The organism is Lysinibacillus sp. FSL P4-0201 (genome assembly GCF_038593425.1).
Taxonomy (GTDB): domain Bacteria; phylum Bacillota; class Bacilli; order Bacillales_A; family Planococcaceae; genus Lysinibacillus; species Lysinibacillus capsici.
Genome location: NZ_CP151995.1, coordinates 499,830 through 518,703, shown reverse-complemented (window position 1 = coordinate 518,703; position 18,874 = coordinate 499,830). Strand labels below are relative to the sequence as shown.

17 protein-coding genes are annotated in these 18,874 nt (G+C 37.6%); 9 read left to right on the top strand and 8 right to left on the bottom strand.

Annotated elements, in window-relative coordinates:
* The 3 genes from MKY76_RS02565 to MKY76_RS02555 form a co-directional block, all read right to left on the bottom strand.
* On the bottom strand, positions 1-3,783 hold the full coding sequence (locus MKY76_RS02565) for an AAA domain-containing protein (RefSeq protein ID WP_342557380.1): 3,783 nt from the start codon (positions 3,781-3,783) through the stop codon (positions 1-3).
* Between the two features lie 112 nt (positions 3,784-3,895).
* The gene (locus MKY76_RS02560; RefSeq protein ID WP_054549088.1) at positions 3,896-4,450 is read right to left on the bottom strand and encodes an NADPH-dependent FMN reductase; all 555 of its coding nucleotides are present in this window, start codon (positions 4,448-4,450) and stop codon (positions 3,896-3,898) included.
* A gap of 128 nt (positions 4,451-4,578) precedes the next feature.
* Entirely contained in the window at positions 4,579-5,409 is an 831-nt protein-coding gene (locus MKY76_RS02555) for an oxidoreductase (RefSeq protein WP_342557379.1), read from the bottom strand.
* 316 nt (positions 5,410-5,725) lie between these two features.
* On the opposite strand from MKY76_RS02555, the gene MKY76_RS02550 reads away from it, so the two are divergent.
* The 5 genes from MKY76_RS02550 to MKY76_RS02530 all read left to right on the top strand — a co-directional run bounded on the left by MKY76_RS02550 (position 5,726) and on the right by MKY76_RS02530 (position 10,069).
* Positions 5,726-6,772: a CMP-N-acetylneuraminic acid synthetase gene (locus MKY76_RS02550; protein ID WP_066037048.1), complete on the top strand. Its 1,047-nt coding sequence runs from the start codon at positions 5,726-5,728 to the stop codon at positions 6,770-6,772.
* Between the two features lie 192 nt (positions 6,773-6,964).
* A complete protein-coding gene (locus tag MKY76_RS02545) occupies positions 6,965-7,150 on the top strand; it encodes an SE1832 family protein (protein WP_004225556.1) in 186 nt (61 codons plus the stop codon).
* A 34-nt stretch (positions 7,151-7,184) separates the two neighbouring features.
* Complete coding sequence (locus MKY76_RS02540) at positions 7,185-8,756, top strand: ABC-F family ATP-binding cassette domain-containing protein (protein ID WP_342557378.1); 1,572 nt, start codon at positions 7,185-7,187, stop codon at positions 8,754-8,756.
* A gap of 438 nt (positions 8,757-9,194) precedes the next feature.
* Complete coding sequence (spx, locus tag MKY76_RS02535) at positions 9,195-9,599, top strand: transcriptional regulator Spx (RefSeq protein WP_004225558.1); 405 nt, start codon at positions 9,195-9,197, stop codon at positions 9,597-9,599.
* 23 nt (positions 9,600-9,622) lie between these two features.
* Positions 9,623-10,069 carry a MarR family transcriptional regulator gene (locus MKY76_RS02530; RefSeq protein ID WP_009371643.1) on the top strand — a complete coding sequence of 149 codons (447 nt, stop codon included), beginning with the start codon at positions 9,623-9,625 and terminating at the stop codon, positions 10,067-10,069.
* 106 nt (positions 10,070-10,175) lie between these two features.
* On the opposite strand, the gene MKY76_RS02525 is transcribed toward MKY76_RS02530, so the two are convergent.
* A complete protein-coding gene (locus MKY76_RS02525) occupies positions 10,176-10,724 on the bottom strand; it encodes an RNA polymerase sigma factor (protein WP_036078118.1) in 549 nt (182 codons plus the stop codon).
* A 292-nt stretch (positions 10,725-11,016) separates the two neighbouring features.
* Positions 11,017-12,147, bottom strand: coding sequence for a LuxR C-terminal-related transcriptional regulator (locus tag MKY76_RS02520; protein ID WP_342557377.1), 1,131 nt, complete (start codon positions 12,145-12,147; stop codon positions 11,017-11,019).
* A 192-nt stretch (positions 12,148-12,339) separates the two neighbouring features.
* On the opposite strand from MKY76_RS02520, the gene MKY76_RS02515 reads away from it, so the two are divergent.
* From MKY76_RS02515 to MKY76_RS02505, 3 genes are all read left to right on the top strand, one after another.
* A complete protein-coding gene (locus MKY76_RS02515; RefSeq protein WP_048393320.1) occupies positions 12,340-13,095 on the top strand; it encodes a glucose 1-dehydrogenase in 756 nt (251 codons plus the stop codon).
* Positions 13,096-13,115: 20 nt separating this feature from the next.
* Positions 13,116-13,859, top strand: a complete 744-nt coding sequence (locus MKY76_RS02510) for a glucose 1-dehydrogenase (protein ID WP_048393318.1) — start codon at positions 13,116-13,118, stop codon at positions 13,857-13,859.
* Between the two features lie 277 nt (positions 13,860-14,136).
* Entirely contained in the window at positions 14,137-15,519 is a 1,383-nt protein-coding gene (locus MKY76_RS02505) for a dipeptidase (protein ID WP_054549083.1), read from the top strand.
* 57 nt (positions 15,520-15,576) lie between these two features.
* Here MKY76_RS02505 and MKY76_RS02500 read toward each other — a convergent pair whose 3' ends face one another.
* Together MKY76_RS02500 and MKY76_RS02495 are read right to left on the bottom strand one after the other, a co-directional pair.
* The gene (locus MKY76_RS02500) at positions 15,577-16,149 is read right to left on the bottom strand and encodes a nitroreductase (protein WP_066038240.1); all 573 of its coding nucleotides are present in this window, start codon (positions 16,147-16,149) and stop codon (positions 15,577-15,579) included.
* Positions 16,150-16,246: 97 nt separating this feature from the next.
* Complete coding sequence (locus MKY76_RS02495; protein ID WP_004229655.1) at positions 16,247-16,741, bottom strand: amidase domain-containing protein; 495 nt, start codon at positions 16,739-16,741, stop codon at positions 16,247-16,249.
* Positions 16,742-16,923: 182 nt separating this feature from the next.
* Here MKY76_RS02495 and MKY76_RS02490 point away from each other — a divergent pair, with 182 nt between their 5' ends.
* Positions 16,924-17,946, top strand: a complete 1,023-nt coding sequence (locus tag MKY76_RS02490; RefSeq protein ID WP_054549082.1) for a DUF2804 domain-containing protein — start codon at positions 16,924-16,926, stop codon at positions 17,944-17,946.
* Between the two features lie 91 nt (positions 17,947-18,037).
* Here MKY76_RS02490 and MKY76_RS02485 read toward each other — a convergent pair whose 3' ends face one another.
* Positions 18,038-18,754, bottom strand: a complete 717-nt coding sequence (locus tag MKY76_RS02485) for a glycerophosphodiester phosphodiesterase (RefSeq protein ID WP_115674303.1) — start codon at positions 18,752-18,754, stop codon at positions 18,038-18,040.
* Positions 18,755-18,874 lie beyond the last annotated feature (120 nt).

Below are 18,874 nucleotides of genomic sequence, written 5' to 3'. Positions count from 1 at the left end.
CTATATCACCAATCCTTCATGATTACGTAAGCCATCGTAGGATTTTACTGTTTTTAACAAATTCGCATACATCTCTCTTGTCTCTTGATGTTTTGCACGTTTTGCAAACATTTCTGCACTTCCAACAAGCAGTAGTAACTCACGGGCACGAGATAGCGCGACATTTAATCGACGATAATCTCTGGCAAAGCCAATATCCCCGCCTTTAGGTGTATTACGAACCATGCTCACTAAAATGACATCCATTTCCATCCCTTGGAATTTATCAACAGTCCCTGTTCTAAATTGCAGATGTGGTAGCTGTAATTCTTGCTGAAGAAGGCGATTAATTTTCTTTACCTGCTCACCATAGAAACTGATGACACCAACGCTTTTTTGAGCATCCTGCGGCATACGGCCTGCTTCTTTTGCTGCCTTCACAGCTTCATTGAGATCTAGTAAAATACGTCTAATTGTGAGCAATTCTCCTTCATTAAAACGACTCGTTCCCCCTTTTACTTGCTCCTCTAAATAAGGTTTTTCTGTTGGAATATCAATCCACAGTAAATGGTCATCACGTTTTATAAACTGCCCTTCTAAGCCATGATCTCTTGCTGCATCCGAATCTGGTAAGCCACATTGCAAGCCATTTTCTTCTTCCGCATAAAACGGTGTGATACTTTGCATGATTTTCTCATGCATGCGGTATTGCAATGCTAGCATTTGCTTATGTGTTGGTGGCAAATTATTAAATAAACGCTCAAATAATGATTCACGCAACAGATTTTTTAATTCCTGTGCGCCTTCAAAGTTTGGATTTTCTTCTAGCATTGCCTTTAATGTTTCCTCCAGCGTATCATCCCCAAGTAATGGTGGTAGCTGATGATGATCACCTACTAAAATAACTTTCTTCCCCTTTAGCATTGGTAAGAGCAATTCTGGTGGTGTTGCCTTTGAAACTTCATCAATAATAACCACATCAAAGGTCGGATAATTTTCCATAAACTCCTTACTGGCAGAAGCTACGCATGTTGTACCAATAACGTTCGCATGACGCACATACAATTTTCGAATTTCATCTAAATCATACTCTGTTGCGTTTTGTAATTTTTCACGCCATTGTTCTTGTAGTTTTTTGTGAAGAGGTAGCTGTTTTTCCTGACGTTGGAATGCTTCGATTGCTTGCTTTGCAGTTTGAATAGCTTCCTTCACCTCTTCAGCCGTTCGTTCTGGCATAGATTGTAAGAGCTTGGTATAGGTAGCTAGTTGCTTTTCTTTCTTCAATCCTGCTATATTAATATCTTTTATTTGTTCTTCTATAAGCGTTAGCTGCTGTTCTACTTCCTGCAAGTTTGTTTGGACAGTCTGTAAAGAGGCTTGTTTAGGAATGAGTTGTACTTTAGCCTGTTCCACTGCCTCCAGTTGCTGCTTTGCTTGTAGAAGAGACTCTCTAGCTTGTGAGGCAAGAATTTTTAAATATTCTACAGATTCTTCTGGTTCTTCAGTAATTTGAAAGGCGTTTGCTAATTGTTGTAACCGCTCAGTATGCTGTATAAATGGTTGGAGCTGCCGCTGGTAACTTTGCACATCGAAGCTAGTTATTGCACACTCCTGATGAATTAAAGTTACTAGATTTTTACGAAAAGTTTCGTATTCCTGATCTTTATGCTCTTGCTGTTGCTTTAGTGCTATTCCCTTTTGCCAAACAAAATCACGACGCATATATAGCCCGAGCAAATAACTTTCAATAACATCACTTGCTGGTGCTTGACCATCTTGAAAAGCCGTGTTTAATTGTGCAAATACACCAGTAAGGTTTTGCAAAGAAAACGATTGTACTGGTTGTAGTCTACTTTTAGCAAGGGCACGCTCCTTGACTTCATGCGTAACCAAAGCCTCTAGCTTCACAATTGCTTTTTGTAAACGAGCATTAATCGTTGACCATGCCTCTAAATCTTTCGCATCCTCTAAATACTGCAAGCGACCTATTTGTTGCGAAAGTACATGAGAAGGGCGAATTTGATAATGTTGTAAAAAACGCTGAATAAGCTCAAATGAGGTTAAGGTGTATATATATTTTTGCGCTTCCTTCATGATTACTAGACGATTACTTTCGATTTCATATTTCTGCTGTATCTCTTCAAATTGCTGTGTTAACTGGTGCTTTTGTTCTTGTAGTTCTTTATATTGAGCAGCAGCCTCTAGATGTTTCACTTTTTCAGTAGTTTCCTCAATCGTACGCTGTAGTTGCTCGACTGAAGGGTAATCAGCAAGTGTCTGTTCAAGCTGCTGTACAATTGGCTCAATTTGTGCGAGCTGTTTTTCATAATGCTCTTTTTGAGTCTCACATGTTTGTTGCTCTGTTTTAGCCGCCTTCAATTCTTTTTTTAATGCTTGAATCTCTTGCTGTAAAATGGGTTCTTCCATAGCTGCCTGCTCTTTTGCAGCAATTTCCTGTGTTAATTGCTCTAGCCATTGCTCTAATTTCTCTAGCTCATCTTTTGCTTTTACAAGGTTTGCTTCTAGCTCTTGCTGACGTTCTGGAAATATTGTAATTGCTTCTTCAATCGCAGCAAGTGTCTGCTCACGCCATTGAAGCGCAACATTTTCCTCTATGAATTTTTTACCCTCTTCCTCAATACTTTCCGTTCTACCATAGCGTAAAATTCGAATTTCTTGATTGGACAGTAAGCGTCCTAATGCATTATCTACAGCTAAATTAGACTGTGAGGCAACAAGTGTTTTTAAGCCTGCTTTAACATTTTGCTGACAAATCTCTGAAATGACAGTTGTTTTCCCCGTACCAGGTGGACCCTGAATGACATACAAATCCTCAACAGATAGTGCACCTAAAACGGCTCGTCGTTGATATTCATTTAAATTATTATGAAACTCAATATCTTCGCGTAGCTTAGATGCCCGAACTACAGGACGCCGCTCAAACAGTATGGTTTCTAAATTAGGGTTTACTGCCTCACCCTTTTCTAGCTTTGTAAAACCATTACGTAGTCGTCGAATTTGGCTTAATGTTGCAAAATTACTAAAGCTCGCTTGTTTGGAACGAAGATTCAGCTGGTCCTTGCGAGCCAAATCCTGTATAAAAGGCTTTACATCAATTTCTACCGTTTGCTTTCCTGCATTAGCCTTAATAACCTGTCCTATCTCGCCTCGAATTCCTTGAATGCTAACACTTAACCCCTCTAGCTTTTTCCATTCTTTACTCTTTATGTAGGGACATACAATGGTTAAGCGTGTAAAATCTTCATTGAAATAGCTTTGCTTAAATTCTGTATGAATATCATCAATGGTTGCATCTCGTTCTTGTATTTTTAAATAGCCTTCCCAGCTGGCTATACGTTTTTTTACATACTCTGTACGTTCCTCTGCAATCGGTAGCTGTCTTATTTTGGTGTGAAGCTCAAGTGGAATACCTGCTCCATTATTAGGCTTCGTCACAAATTGTAATGCGGCTGCTAAGCGACGATTTGTGTTAATAGGTCCACGCATATGGACAAATCGAATATTGGTTGCCAGTAATCCTTCCACCTTTAGCACACAATCCATAATAACCGTTTTCTCAGTAAGAATATCGCTTAATTTTTCATTGTCCTCCGCATTAAAATAGATGGATAAAAAGGTTTCACCAACTGTTTTTGCTTTTCGTTTTTCAATATAGACGGTAAAAGATCTTTGTAACGCAAAAAAGGCATGCTCGTTTGCTGAGCATTCCTCTACCGCTTCCTTCGCCTTATTGGTCAAAATAAGATTACAGCGTTGTTTTTCTAGTAAAGCGATGTCCTGCATGAGCAGCCCTCCTTCCTGAGTCACTAAAGTTTTATTTTATCACATACTAAAACAATACTTACAAAGAAAAATCCCCTGCACAGTGATTTCTTACCACCGTACAAGGGCTATCTTAATGTTGGTCAATTGTTTCTTTGGGCAAGTTCTTGCTCATTTCACAGTATTGAACAAATACACGAGCTAATTCACGTAAACGACTATGAACGTCTGCATCTACAATAGTATTATTTGCATCGAAATGTGATGTATGTGTATACACATAGTTTGGCGTAACAAGCGCTCGGAAGTAGTCTAAAATAGGTTTTAGCTGATTTTCGACTACAAGGTGATGCTGATATGTGCCTCCATTTGCAACAATGGATACGGGCTTATAGCGCATTGTTTTAGGGTGTAAGAAGTCAAAGGCATTTTTCAAAACGCCTGGAATAGACGCTTGGAAAATAGGCGTTGCAATAATGTAAGCGTCTGCCTCCTCAAATTGTTGAATCATTTTTTTCATATCATCATTTAATGGAGAACCATCCACAATTTGATGCTTATATTGACTAAAATGCATCATTTCTAACTCGAAACTAGCATCTAATTCTTTAATATATTGCTCTACTTGCTCTAAAATAGCACCAGTTTTACGACCAAACATCGTGCCATCTACGAGTAAAATTTTCATCTTTACTTTGCCTCCACATTCATCTTCTACAATAATATTGTAACAAATGAAAAGTGGCTCGGAAAGGATTGTCATGACAATTGATATAAATTCAGTCTTTAGACGGAACGACAAATTTAATCCCTAAATTAATTATCCTGATCACGTTGTCGGAAATGGACTTCCTTATCAATGACCGTTTCCTCAAGCTTATATTTATCTCGATTAATGACAACCTCACGATTAACTTTCTCGCCTTCATTCAGCTTATCCCAATTAAATAATATCTCTCTTGAAATGTCCTCTTCTGGTACTTCCGGATACTCTAATGTTGCTAACTCATCTGATGGATAAATAGTGACTGGCTGTTGTTTACCATATAGGGCAATGATAATCATAGCCTTTGCCACTTGTGTGGCTTCAATTGCTCTAGAACGTTTTAAAGGTCCAATTAATAAAGGCTGTACAAGCTTTAATAATTTTTCTCCTGCCTTTTCTCCTAATCGAAATTCATCACGGTTCCCTACTAAGAGTGATGGGCGAATAATGGAAAGCCTTTGTAAGCCTAGTTCCTCTAAATCACGCTCAAGTTTGCCTTTAACTCGATTATAGTAAAATGGAGATTTTTCATTAGCTCCCATTGCAGTAATCACAAGAAAATGAGGGATTCCCCGTTTTTTTGCTAAAGAGGCAATTGCTAACGGGTATTCAAAATCTACCTTTTCAAACATTTCACGAGAGCCTGCCTTTTTAATGGTTGTACCTAAGCAACAATACAATTCATGAGCAAATCCTATATCATTTTCTTCTATTCTATCAAAATCACGAATTTTCACTTCTAACTTTGGATGCGTATAAGTTAGCTTTCTTCGTGCAATAACTGTTACTGAAATATACTCATCATTTTCACATAATTGTTCAACTAGAGCGGAGCCGGTTAAACCAGTCGCCCCTACAACAATCGCTGCACGCATACTCATTTTTTCTCCCGTCCTTCTACTTATTGATAGTATATCAATTACGCTTATCTTGACACATCGGATTTAAAAAACATCCCATCATCTCCATTTGTAGAGGGATTTTTCGAACCAAGATAAAGACCTTCCAATTGTTATGTATATTCCTACAATTCGCCTTTCTATATATATCGACCATTTTTTTGATGATTAAAACTGATTAAAGATAGCTATTCTAGAAGAAACCGCTAGAGACATTCATGATCAAATCCTAAATTTTACACATACTTGCTCTTTCTTCGCCATAATTTAAAGAGACAGAGGAAAGGATGGGATACATTTGCAAAACGAAACACACGCAATTGAACCAAAAAAAACGATTGTTTTCATTATTGAAAGCTGTATTGATAAAGGGCTGTATCCTTTTGAACGGGTTTCAACATTAGCTAAACTACTTTCGAATGAGAAGGTTTTTATCTTTGTAAAGACTCCTTCAAATGACGGAATCCAAATTTTAATGAATGAAGGAGTTACTCCTATTCTATTTGATCACTTTAACGAATTACCTAAGCAAATCAAAGGACTTCAACCTGATTTAATTGTTAGAGATGGGCGAAACTCTGAAGGCTGGCAAGTAGAGGAATTACGACCTTTCTGCAAAACAATTATTCATTTTGATGATTTTGGTGAAGGTGGCCAAGCCTGTGATTGTGTATTACTAGCACTCTATCAAGAAGTGAAAGATTATTTACCATCGCATTATATTGGTGGAAGCTTTGTTTTTGCTCTTCCAGATGCCTATCAACATTTCGATAATATACCTGATAGTAAAACACCTGAAAATCCGCCTCATATCGTTGTCGCTTTTGAGGATGGGGACGAGCATAATTTAACGTATCGAACACTTCGACACCTAACTCAACTACAAATACCACTACAAATTACAGTTATGATTGACGACAGCTATCGCCATGCAACGGATGACTTGCAAATGATGGTACTTAGTCGTCGCAATACTGCCATTCTTCGAGATAAAAATGCACTCCTCAAACTACTACCTAAAGCAGATGTCATTATTTGTAATGCTAACTATACACCTTATAAAATTGCCTCATATGGTGTACCATGCATTACACTTGCACAAACTGAAGCTGAGCTTTTACACGCCTTCCCTCGCGAGCACAACGGCTTTATCCATCTAGGACTTGGTCGTAAAATGAAGCAATCACAAATACAAAATGCTGTCATGGAATTTCTTTTACACGAAGCCCGCAGTGAACGAGCAGTGAGAAAACAGCGACAGCTCAATCTTGCTGGTAATAATGAAACACTCCAAGCATTACTCTTAGATTTTGCTTATGATCGTCATAATATCGCTTCTACTTAGTGCTACTTCCAAGATGATTATGATACAATATATAAGAATTTTTCACTCCAACTCCTCTTATAGAAGTTGGGACATCAGTATATTCAACAGGTACCCGATTGATTTTAAAGAATAAGCGGTGGGGGATTAGTAAAACCTCCATCGCTTTTACACGCATTCACTATAAAAATATTCTCAAAAGGAGTAGTCATCATGCCAACAAAAAGTGATATTGAATACCAAATTAGAGAGTTAAAAATGGACTATATGAATTTACAAGGTGATATAGAAAAGTTGGAGTCTACTGGACACAACGATCAGGTAGCTAAGGCAGAGCAACGTCTTGCGAATATGGAAGCTCAATTAGCAGAACTTAACAAGCAGCTTGCAGAACTATAAAATGTAAACAAGAAAGATAGTTGGAGGAACAGATATGGCAATATTAACAGTAGAAAATTTAGGTCATTCTTTCGGTGATCGTACACTCTTTAAAGATGTATCGTTTCGCTTAGTGGAAGGTGATCATATTGGACTCGTAGGGGCTAATGGTGTCGGTAAGTCTACATTAATGAGCATCATTACAGGTCAAACGATCCACGATACAGGAAAAGTTGAGTGGCTGCCTGGTACACACTATGGTTATCTAGACCAACATACCGTACTAACGGCTGGTAGAACAATGCGTGAAGTGTTAAGCGATGCCTTTTTACCATTATATAAAAAAGAAGAAGAACTGAATGAAATTACAGGCAAGATGGCAGACGCAACGCCTGAAGAATTAGAAGTACTTTTAGAACAAATGGCAGAAGTGCAGGATGCATTAGATGCAGGAGATTTTTATTCATTAGATATGAAAATTGAAGAGGTGGCACGTGGACTTGGCCTGGATGCCATTGGCTTAGAACGTGATGTAGCTGCTCTTTCTGGTGGACAACGCACAAAAGTACTACTCGCTAAGCTTTTATTAGAAAAGCCAAAAGTACTTTTATTAGATGAGCCGACGAACTATCTTGATGAGGAACATATTACTTGGTTGAAAATTTATTTAAAGAACTATCCATATGCTTTCCTTCTAATCTCACATGATACAGAATTTATGAACGAAACAGTGGATGTCATCTTCCAATTGGAATTTTCTAAATTAACTCGTTATACTGCAACATACGAAAAATTCCTTGAACTTGCTGAAATCAATAAACGTCAGCATATTGAAGCCTATGAAAAGCAACAGGAGTTCATCAAGAAGCAAGAAGATTTTATAGCCAAAAACAAGGCTCGTTACTCCACTACTGGTCGTGCAAAATCACGCGCTAAGCAACTTGATCGTTTAGAGCGAATTGATCGCCCAGAAACAGCTGTAAAACCAGAATTCGGTTTTAAAGAAGCCCGTTCATCTAGCCGCTATGTTGTAGAGGCTGAGAACTTAGTGATTGGTTACGATAAAGACAAGCCATTACTTCCTCCACTTTCTTTTGCGATTGAACGAGGAGAAAAAATTGCTTTAGTCGGTATGAATGGTGTTGGTAAATCCACATTATTAAAAACAATGTTAGGTAAAATTAATGCACTTGGTGGGAAAGTAGTCCGTGGTGACTACCTATATCCTTCCTATTTTGAACAGGAAGTAAAAGCTGAGAAAATCACGCCAATTGATGATGTTTGGAATGCATTCCCTTCTATGGAACAAGCCCAAGTACGTGCAGCTTTAGCAAGAGCTGGCCTAAAAACTGACCATATTACACGTCCGCTTAATTCTTTATCTGGTGGCGAGCAAGCTAAAGTGCGTTTATGTAAATTAATGATGGAGGAAGCTAACTGGCTTCTCTTCGATGAACCGACAAACCATTTAGATGTAGATGCAAAAAATGAATTAAAACGTGCCATGAAAGAATTTAAAGGTACCATTGTGCTAGTAAGTCACGAACCTGATTTCTATGAAGGACTCGTAACAAAAGTCTGGAATGTTCAAGATTGGTTTACTTCTGGACAACAAGGCCAAGACTAATTATTTCAAGGGCAGCTCCAACATGTTATGGGGCTGCTCTTTTAAATTTTTTTAACTTCTATGTATAAATAGCCTCATTTAAACATACTATAATCAGTGGACTAACAATTTTACCCCTACTTCCAACTAACTCTCTCCTACGAGACAACTTAGAATTCTAGTAGTTCCTATGAATTCAACATGGACTTTATAGCTTAAAAAGACATTTTCTATAGAGTTAACATAAACTTACATCATTGTAAGCTGAATAAACGAAACTTTTTACGCTTATCTTCGTATATTTTAATATAACTGAAAAAATAATAATTCGATTGAGAAATTTTTTCAATTAACTATTGATTTATATATAGCTTACTAGTAAGATATATATATAAACTATTAACTTACTAATAAGCTATTTGTAAAATATAATCTAAAAAAGAAAGCGAGGAATGAAGAATGACAGTTACAATTTACTCACAAGCGAGCTGTTCTTCATCCAGAAAAGCACTTAAATGGTTAAAAGATCACAATATAGAATATAAAGAAAAACGTATTACATCTCATCCACTTACACTTGCAGAATTCAAAGAAATTCTAAGTATGACTGAAGATGGCACAGATGAAATCATTGCAACAAACTCAAATGACTTTAAAAACTTAAATATCGACATCGACCAACTTTCTATTCAAGAGCTATTTGCTATCATTCAGGCACACCCAAGAATGTTGCGTAGCCCTATTATAATAGATGAAAAACGTATTCAAGTTGGTTACAATGAGATGGACATCCGTCGTTTTATCCCACGTAAAGTACGTGCTTACGAATTAAATGCGATGACAAGATTGGCACAAGAAAGTTAAAACAGTTTTGGAGATGACCTTCTATGGACCAAGAAAAACAAAAAGCCATTACCTCGTTGTTTGAAGTCGTTTCATCTATTGAGCGTAAGTGGGCAAACGAGTGGAATAATCATAATGTACTCGGCTTTTCAAAATCCCATATTTTAATTTTAGACTACTTATCGCAGGAGGGTCCAAAACGCCCTTCTGCTATTGCTGAGCGGTTAAAAGTAACTACTGGTGGTGTCACTGTTTTAACAACCAAGCTGATAAATGGTGGCTTTATTGAAAAAACACAGCATGCCACAGACCGCCGTGCTTCTCAACTAGTCATTACGGCTGACGGTGAAAACATATTAAAAGAATCTCGTCAACAAGTGAGCGAAATCATTAATAATATGTTTGGTATGCTAACAGCGGAGGAACTGCAAACCTTACGAACTATTTTCTCTAAATGTTTATTGGATGTGGAGACAAATCGACCAGATTAAAGCACAATAAAAAGATGCATTTGCAACTGTTTGCGAATGCATCTTTTTTGATTAGTCGACCAAATACTTCCGTCTAAGTACTGTGATGTGCGACCAATCTGCTTTATTACGCTGGTAGCACAGATTCCACAATAGCTGTATCTGACATGAGCATTTCTTTTAATCGAGCCTTTGCACGGAATAAACGAGATTTCACAGTACCAATGGAAACTTTCATAATTGTAGAGATTTCTGCAAGTGAGTATTGGTCTATGTAGAAATACCATAAAGTCTTTCTATAAATAGCATCTAATTGCTCCATTTTATCCTGGACTAGTTTTGTTACAATGTCCTTTTCAATTTTTTCTTCTGTAGAAATATCGTTATTGGGAACCAAATCTAGAATCGGCACGTCTAATGTTTCAGGTTGATTCATCATATATTTGCTACGTCGTACTTTTTTACGATAGCGATCTCTAAATGTATTCATTGTAATAGTTGTCAGCCAAGCTTTAATATGCTCTACTTCGGCCACGCTATCTTCATAGCGTACAACCTTAACCCAAACTTCTTGCATTAAATCTTCAGCTTCTATATTATTGCGAGTTAGTTTTAAACATAAATGATATATATAACGATTGTATTCCTCGTATACGCCTTCTAATTTTTCATTCATTGTGTATGCCTCCGCTTCTTGTTCTTGCTTCTATACACATTCTCGCAAAATAATGTATTACACTCTATCGCATTGGCTTTCAATTTCATTACAATCGTGTAAGCTTAATCGCTTTCACTTGTAATATTCGTAAAAATTGTTTTACTACTATACTGCTTTCCCTCCAAAAAAGCTTTTGATGACAATAGTTACCTATTATTTAAACTATATTTTTAATAGTATTTATTGTCAGAATATTAATTAGCATTTGAAGAAACAAAAATGCACTCCTAATAGAAGTGCATTGGGTGTTTTAGCTTAACAGTCCTAGACGAAAGGCTGAGGCAACGACCTGTGTTCGATTCTTTGCTTTGAGCTTTGTCATAAGACTGCTTACATAATCCCTGACTGTATGCTCACTTAAAAATAATAAACCAGCAATTTTTTTATTATCATATCCTTCGGCAAGCAGGCCAAGTATCATCGATTCCCTTTCAGTTAAATGAAGCACTGTATTCTTCTCTACCTTCTCCCCCTTACGTGATAAAAATAAACCTAAACGCTTCCCTACTTCCTCAAGGAGTGTTAATTCTTCCTTTGTACAATCAAACTCCTCCCCTAGCTGATCAAATGTTAGCCATCCAAATAATTGCTCTTGACGCAAAATGGGAATAAAAATAATCGAGGATAAATTAAATAATTGGATATGCTCTTCTTTCACGTAATTTTTAGGATTTTTTAAATAAATGGGCTTTCTTGAACTAAGTATCGTGTTTTCCCCAGTCAACTCCCCTTTCATGCTTTGCACCTTAGGCAGCTCTGCGCCAATAACTCCATAAAATTGATTGGACCATGGGACATATGCGTAAAATACACATCTTTTATAACTAAAATACTCTTCACATTTTTTTAAAATCAGCGCTAAATCCTGATAACCTGAGGAACTAATAAGCAATTTATCAAGCCTATCTAATAATTGTAAGTGCCTAATTTTCTGATTTTCGCTAGCTATGTTACTAGTTTGGTTATCTCCCTCACAGTCATAATAAAGCTCTACAAGTAACGTAAATGTCGATAATACATACATGAAGATGGCGTTCGTTCGACTACTCTTCTGTTGAATCATAAAAGTAATCAACGATTTCTCAAATATTAATTGAAATAAATTAAAGCTCTTCCTATCAATAATGGACAACTGTGATTGAAGCCATGTGTTAAAAAAATACTTATCATCATTATTTAATTCCTCGATATTTGCATGTGTCATTAAACGCAAAAATGAATCTAATAGCATTGCTGTTCTTTTTCGATCTGCCCCAGTTATAGAAGGTTCTAGATTAAGATAAATAATTGTATTCTCTTCAATTTGCTGATGATGGATTTTAATAAACAACACAAACTCTTGAAGTGTTACTTCTTCAATTGATTGAAATGGATGCGTCATAGGAAATTCTTCTCCTTCACACTAAAAATACCCCTATAAATGGAGGATATTCACTCACTATATTATACAGCATCTTATAGGATAGTATTTCAAATTGAAAGGAGTAAGATGAAGGTATCGCTAAACAATGCGAATACTTTTGAATCCTAAGGCAACCATATAACCAGAAATAATGAAAGGTGCGTGCTTGAAATGAGATTAGAAAACAAAGTGGCCATTATTACAGGTGGAGGTACAGGAATCGGTAAAGAAACTGCACTATTATTTGCTAAAGAGGGAGCAAAAATAGTTATTACTGATATAAATGAACAATCTGGGAACGATACAGTCCGTGATATTCAAACTATCGGCGGTGAGGCAGTATTTATCCGCCACGATGTTAGTAATGAAGAAGACTGGAAAAAGGTTGCAGATGAATCAATAAAAACATTTAAGAAAGTGGATATTCTTTTCAATAATGCAGGTATCTATATCATAAAACCCCTTGCAGAAATCGAGCTTTCTGACTGGAACCGCTTAATGTCCATCAATGTGACAGGTGTGTTCTTAGGCATGAAACATATTATGCCGCTTATGGCTAAACAACATAATGGTTCTGTTATTAATGCTTCCTCTATTGCAGGCTTAACAGGTGCTGCTGGTCACGTATTATACGGCGCTAGTAAAGGGGCTGTTCGCATTATGACAAAAGATGCTGCTATGGAGTATGCTCCATACGGCGTACGTGTCAACTCCATTCATCCTGGCTACATTGATACAGGTATGGCAGACTATGCATCAGCAACAACAGGAAGCTCAAAAGATGAATTAGGCAAAAACTTATTCCCATTAGGACGTTTAGGCTCTGTAAAGGAAGTAGCGCAAACTGTATTGTTTTTAGCTTCTGATGAATCTTCCTTTTCAACAGGTGCAGAATTCGTTATTGATGGCGGAGCAACAGCAAAATAACATTAAAGGTGGTCATTTATATGAAACTAAAAGATAAAGTAGCAATTGTTACAGGTGGGGCTAGTGGTATCGGTGAAGCCACAGTTCGTCTCTTTGTAGAAGAAGGCGCTAAAGTCGTTATTGCCGATTTTTCTGATCGTGGACAAAGCGTTTCTGAAGAATTAAATAACAATGGTTTTGATACACTCTTCGTAAAAACAGACGTAACAAATGAAGCGGACATTCAAAACATGATAAAGGAAACCGTTACTAAATACGGTAAACTTGATATTATGTATGCAAATGCAGGCGTAGCTGACGATGCACCAGCACACGAGCTTTCTTTTGAAAAATGGAAAAGAACAATTGATATTAATTTATCAGGTGTATTTCTATCGGATAAATATGCCATTGAACAATTCCTTGCCCAAGGAACAGGTGGCGTCATTGTTAACGCTGGTTCAATTCATAGCTTCGTTGCCTTACCAAACCCTACAGCCTACTCATCTGCAAAAGGTGGCGTTAAATTATTAACACAAAACCTATGTACTGCTTACGCTAAACAGGGTATTCGTGTAAATGCGGTGTGTCCTGGCTATATCGACACTCCTCTATTAGCTGAGGTCGATGCTCAGAAGAAAGAATATTTAGCATCCCTTCACCCACAAGGTCGACTTGGTAAACCAGAAGAAATCGCTAAGGCCGTTCTCTTTTTAGCAAGCGATGACGCAAGCTTTGTTAATGGTACAACGCTTCTTGTTGATGGTGGTTATACTGCTCACTAATGAGGCTTTGAATAGACTCGCCTGAAAGCTAGTGCATTTAATGATGCTATTCTAGCCGTTAAAAGTGCGAAGCGATCTGACTGTTGTATCTGAACCCTTCACTGAAAAATGAAGAATTTATAATCCACTCAAGTAAGACTCAACCACAATTGCTATTTAGCTCTTGTGGTTTATTTTGTAGGTGCTATGTGTAATCTTTCAAGACAATTTAAGATTCCTAAAAGTAAATTGTGCTATACTATTTCTATTATCGAAATATTAGAAAGAGGGATGCTTAATGACTAATTTACAGCAAATTGATGCTTATTTTGCAGAACACCGTGAGGCACATTTAAATGAATTGAATGAATTTTTACGAATTCCAAGTATCAGTTCTTTATCCGAGCATAAAGAGGATATTCAACATGCAGCTGAATGGCTAGCCAGTGCGTTTGAAAAACTAAATCTTGAAAATATCTCCATTACACAAACAGCTGGGCACCCTGTTGTTTATGCAGACTGGCTACATGCAGAGGGTAAACCAACTATTTTATTTTATGGTCATTATGATGTTCAACCTGTTGATCCATTAAATTTATGGGACAGTGAGCCTTTTAATCCTACAATTCGAGACAATAAATTATTTGCTCGTGGTGCGAGTGATGATAAAGGACAAGTCTTTATGCACTTAAAAATGATTGAGGCATTGTTTGCTACAACAGGGACATTACCTGTCAATGTTAAGTTCATTTATGAAGGTGAAGAAGAAATTGGTAGTCCACATCTACCTGCCTATGTTGAACAATATAAAGAAAAACTAGCGGCAGATTTAATTTTAATTTCCGATACAGGTCTTTATGGTCCTGGGAAACCTGCGGTATGCTATGGTTTACGGGGCTTAACGGGCATTCAAATTGATGTGCGTGGAGCTAAGGGAGATTTACACTCCGGTCTTTATGGTGGTGGCGTACAAAATGCTATTCACGCATTAGCTGAAATTTTAGCATCCTTCCGTGATGAGCATGGTACGATTCAAGTTGAAGGTTTCTACGACAAAGTGTTGCCATTAACAGAAGAGGAACGTGAGGCTTATCTTGCGCTTGGCTTCGATGAAGAGTCTGTTAAACAGGAAGTTGGCGTAAAAGAATTATTCGGTGAACAAGGGTATTCTTATTTAGAACGTACTTGGGCCCGCCCAACCCTAGAGGTTAACGGTGTATTTGGTGGTTTCTCAGGTGAAGGCATCAAAACAGTGCTGCCCGCTGAAGCTGGCGCTAAAATCACATGCCGTCTTGTACCAAATCAAGAGCCCGATGAAATTGTAGCACTTTTAAAAGCACATGTTGAAAAGCACAAACCTGCTGGTGTGGAAATCAACATTTCTGAATTCGATAAAGGCCGTCCATTCCTAACGCCTTTCGATCATCCATTTATCCAGGCTGCTGGACGCTCCTATGAAAAAGTGTATAATGTACCAACAGCATACACACGTGGCGGTGGATCCATCCCTATCGTCGCTGCGTTTGATGAAATTTTAGATTTACCTGTAGTGCTAATGGGCTTCGGTCTATCAAGTGAAAACTTCCATGCACCAAATGAACACTTCCATTTAGAAAACTTTGATAAAGGCTTACGTGTTCTTAGTGATTATTTATATGAGGTTTCAGGATTACAAAAATAAATATCGATTAATTAAAAATTCCCCTCACTGTCAAAGTGAAGGGATTTTTTTGTTTGATTACTCACCAAAAATCGTAACGATATCAGCTGCTTGTTTGCGCTCTTTGCCTTTTGGCACTTCATCAAAATAACCAACTTGTAGCATAGCAATGACACGCTCACCTGGCTGTACCTTTAAAGCTTCACGGAATTTTGGGTTATCTAGGAAGCCTGGTGTTTTCCAGCAAGAGCCTATGCCTTTATCCCATGCCAGTAACTGCATGTTTTGAATAAATGTACTTGCTGCTGCATAATCTTCTAAACGTTCTTTTTGACGCGCATCCTCTGGAACGATAACAAAGGCATAGCCACCTGGTAATGTAAATTTCAACATCTGCTTCGCTAAATCTTCGCTTGAAAACTCCTGCCATTTAGGAATTGTTAAGTCACGTAATAGCTGGTGAAGATTTGTTAATTCCTTTCCACAGGCAACAACTAATCGCCACGGCTCACGATTACCATGATTGGGAGCCCATACTGCATCGTCAATAATAGCCATTAAATCCTCACGCTCTACAGGCTGGCCATTAAACTTTTTAATGGAACGACGTTGAATAATTGCATCTCTAACAGATAAAATTTGTTCGCTCATATATCAATTCTCCTTCTACCATAAGACAACATATTAGAGTTTATCTCTTCTATCTTTCACATTATCATATATTTGTATGCTTTAAAACTACCTGTTCCTAAGCAAAGCTGTCATCTATATGATAGAAAAAGTAGGTCATGCTTGGCGTATAGGCGGTGGAATCCTCGTAAAAATAAGGTCGATTAATACTATCTGAGGTGTGGGCATTCACATAAGGAATACCATTTTGAATACTTGTAACAATAACGGAGTGGTCAATTCTACCATTCCCTTGAAAATCATAAAAAATGACATCTCCAAGCTCTAGTTCCTCTGCATATTGAACACGTCTACCCTTCAATCCTGTTGTAGATCCTTCTAAATACCATCGTAATGAATGGGCAACAGACCAGCTAAAGCTCCAATTCCCTTGCTGAATCCACCAGCCTTTCTCTCTACTTGGTGCACCTCGCATCGGTGCCCCTCCTGCAAGTAAACACTGAGATATATAGTTCGTGCAATCTACATCAAAATTTGGAAAGGCAGGATTGCGTCTGTTCCACCACAAATTAGCATATTGAACTGCAGCCTGCCTATTATACATTTTTGCCATACATAACCTCCTCATGCCATCATATGTCTATTTAAGCATTTCTATTAGTTAGGTCCTTCCTCATAATTCTTATTGAAATCCATTATATTCAGCATGTTCCTTTCCAATTTCAAGAACATTTTTGCTACAATAAGGATTAAAGATATGTCGATTTTATTTTATGACCAGAAGGGATGTTGAATGTGAGGCAGCATGCTGAAAAAGAGATTTTACAGCCAACTCTTTTATGCGATAAAAAAGGTAATTTAAATCCAGCAGCCATCGGATTTGCACGCAAACCACTTATTAATAGCAATTTAAGCGGCCATCTCATGCGCAAAAAGAAATGGAACTATTGGTGTGTCTACGGTGATGAAATCTTGTTTTCAGCTACGATTAGTCATCTAGATTACGCAGCAGTCTGCTTCGTTTATTTCCTTGAATATGAAACACAGCGCTATTTTGAAAAAACGATCACAATCCCCTTTGGTGGTAAACTAAAAATGCCTACACAGGTTTTAGAATCTGTTTCATTTAAAAATAGTGAAATGATGATTGATTTATTATATATACAAAATGAAACACATCTATCTGTTTCCATACCAAACTTTGACGGAGATGTTTTACGAGCAAAGCTTATCATTCAGCACCCACCAGCGGACGAAACCTTAAATGTAGTCATTCCTTGGAATCGCAAAACATTTCAGTTCACAGGCAAGCATCACATATTGCCAACATCAGGTGTTGTCACAATTGGTACTCGGCGTTTTAATTTCTCAGCTGAGGAGAATTTTGCTGTGTTGGATTATGGACGAGGTGTATGGCCACGTGAAGCATTATGGAATTGGGGAATGGCCTCTCAACGAGTACGTGGACGACGCATCGGACTTAATTTAGGAGGTAAATGGACAGATGGCACAGGCATGACTGAAAATGCTGTTTTTGTTGATGGTAAAATGACAAAAATACATGAGGATTTATTATTTCAATATGATTCTGAAGATTATATGCAGCGTTGGAAAGTGAAAACAAAATTTTCTAATCAGGTCTCCTTAACCTTTTCACCCTTTTTTGAGCGTATAGCCCAAACGAATGCCAAACTAGTTAAATCAGAGGTACATCAACTATTTGGCTATTACGACGGTTCTATTTTACTCGACAATGGTGAAACACTGGTTATTCAACAAATGCTCGGATGTATTGAGGAACATCGTGCAAAATGGTAAAAACCCTCTAGAAGACGTTGCTTTCCGTGGGTATTTTGAAAATGCAAATGATTCCACGGAAGCTTTTGTCTCCTAACTGTCCACTTTTGCTCTAACTAAGGGCTCTTAATATTTTTTCTGGATCATCTGTAAATATCGCCTGTACACCGAGCTGTTGTAAACTTCGAGCATCGCGTTGTTCATTGACGGTATACACACGTACAGTTGCACCTTCAGCGAGAGCTAGTTTAACTGATTTACGGAAGGAAGTTGGCAAACTTACATGTAACGCCTTAGCTGGTATAAGAGCAATGTAAGTTGGGAAATCCACCAGCACCTCTGCAAACAATGCTGCACTTTCTATATAAGGCGCTATTTTTGATATTGTTTGCAATGATTCATGATTGAAAGATGAAATGATCACCCGCTCTGTCATTTGCTGTGCTGCTACTTCTTTGAGCACGAGCGCTTCGATTCCTTCATATGCAATAATGTCTGTTTTCAGTTCAATATTGATACGGTGATTGGTACCTGCAAATAACTCCAACACTTCCCCTAAGGTAGGAATTACTTCATCTCCGAACTCCCGTGAAAACCACGAGCCAAAATCAAATGTACGTAATTGTTGTAATGTAAAATCTTTTACATAGCCTGAGCCATTGGAGGTACGATCAATGGTCTCATCATGAATCACCACTACCTCTTTATCTGCGGTTAAATGAACGTCTAGCTCTATCCCTGCTATAGGAAGCTTTGATGCTGCTTGAAAGGCAGCCATCGTATTTTCTGGATAGTTTATCGAAACACCTCTATGTGCAAATATGTCCAAATTCAATAACCTCCTCTATTATTATTCAAAGAAAAACCTTCCAGCCCCATGTAATAGTAGCATAATTAACATTTTAGCTTTCACTTGCTGGTAAATATTATATATAGTAGTATGATAATC

Excerpts from the sequence above, each read along its gene's own strand:
- MKY76_RS02565 (WP_342557380.1), bottom strand. The coding sequence starts at position 3,783 with ATGCAGGACATCGCTTTACTAGAAAAACAACGCTGTAATCTTATTTTG.
- MKY76_RS02560 (WP_054549088.1), bottom strand. The coding sequence starts at position 4,450 with ATGAAAATTTTACTCGTAGATGGCACGATGTTTGGTCGTAAAACTGGT.
- MKY76_RS02555 (WP_342557379.1), bottom strand. The coding sequence starts at position 5,409 with ATGAGTATGCGTGCAGCGATTGTTGTAGGGGCGACTGGTTTAACCGGC.
- MKY76_RS02545 (WP_004225556.1), top strand. The coding sequence starts at position 6,965 with ATGCCAACAAAAAGTGATATTGAATACCAAATTAGAGAGTTAAAAATG.
- MKY76_RS02540 (WP_342557378.1), top strand. The coding sequence starts at position 7,185 with ATGGCAATATTAACAGTAGAAAATTTAGGTCATTCTTTCGGTGATCGT.
- spx (WP_004225558.1), top strand. The coding sequence starts at position 9,195 with ATGACAGTTACAATTTACTCACAAGCGAGCTGTTCTTCATCCAGAAAA.
- MKY76_RS02530 (WP_009371643.1), top strand. The coding sequence starts at position 9,623 with ATGGACCAAGAAAAACAAAAAGCCATTACCTCGTTGTTTGAAGTCGTT.
- MKY76_RS02525 (WP_036078118.1), bottom strand. The coding sequence starts at position 10,724 with ATGAATGAAAAATTAGAAGGCGTATACGAGGAATACAATCGTTATATA.
- MKY76_RS02520 (WP_342557377.1), bottom strand. The coding sequence starts at position 12,147 with ATGACGCATCCATTTCAATCAATTGAAGAAGTAACACTTCAAGAGTTT.
- MKY76_RS02515 (WP_048393320.1), top strand. The coding sequence starts at position 12,340 with ATGAGATTAGAAAACAAAGTGGCCATTATTACAGGTGGAGGTACAGGA.
- MKY76_RS02510 (WP_048393318.1), top strand. The coding sequence starts at position 13,116 with ATGAAACTAAAAGATAAAGTAGCAATTGTTACAGGTGGGGCTAGTGGT.
- MKY76_RS02505 (WP_054549083.1), top strand. The coding sequence starts at position 14,137 with ATGACTAATTTACAGCAAATTGATGCTTATTTTGCAGAACACCGTGAG.
- MKY76_RS02500 (WP_066038240.1), bottom strand. The coding sequence starts at position 16,149 with ATGAGCGAACAAATTTTATCTGTTAGAGATGCAATTATTCAACGTCGT.
- MKY76_RS02495 (WP_004229655.1), bottom strand. The coding sequence starts at position 16,741 with ATGGCAAAAATGTATAATAGGCAGGCTGCAGTTCAATATGCTAATTTG.